The 272-nt window shown below is 75.0% G+C and carries 1 protein-coding gene; it reads right to left on the bottom strand.

Annotated features, from left to right (window positions below; translation table 11 throughout):
- On the bottom strand, positions 1–272 hold a 272-nt coding region (locus tag SB717_RS35870; protein WP_410907740.1), incomplete at both ends, for a hypothetical protein.

Raw genomic sequence — 272 nt, 5'->3', positions numbered from 1 at the left:
AGCACCGCCGCTTCGAGGGAGGCAGCTTCGGCAGCGGTCCGGGCGGTGAGGGGCTTCCCCGTGGCGGCCTTCAACTCGGTGAGGGCGGAGCCGTTCCTGCCGAGCGAGAGATGCACGCGGGCCCGGGCGATGTGACGGTCGGGACCGACAGCGGTGTCGCGCTCCACGATCGCGGCGGCGGCGTCGGGGTTGCCGAGGGCCAGCTGCAGGATCGCCCTGATCGGCGCGAGCTGGTTGCGCGCTGCCGCCGAGCGCGCCTCGCCGGCGCGCAT

Origin of the sequence: Priestia sp. SIMBA_032, assembly GCF_046535215.1 — a bacterium.
Classification (GTDB): domain Bacteria; phylum Bacillota; class Bacilli; order Bacillales; family Bacillaceae_H; genus Priestia; species Priestia aryabhattai.
This window is presented reverse-complemented; position numbering and strand designations above follow the sequence as displayed.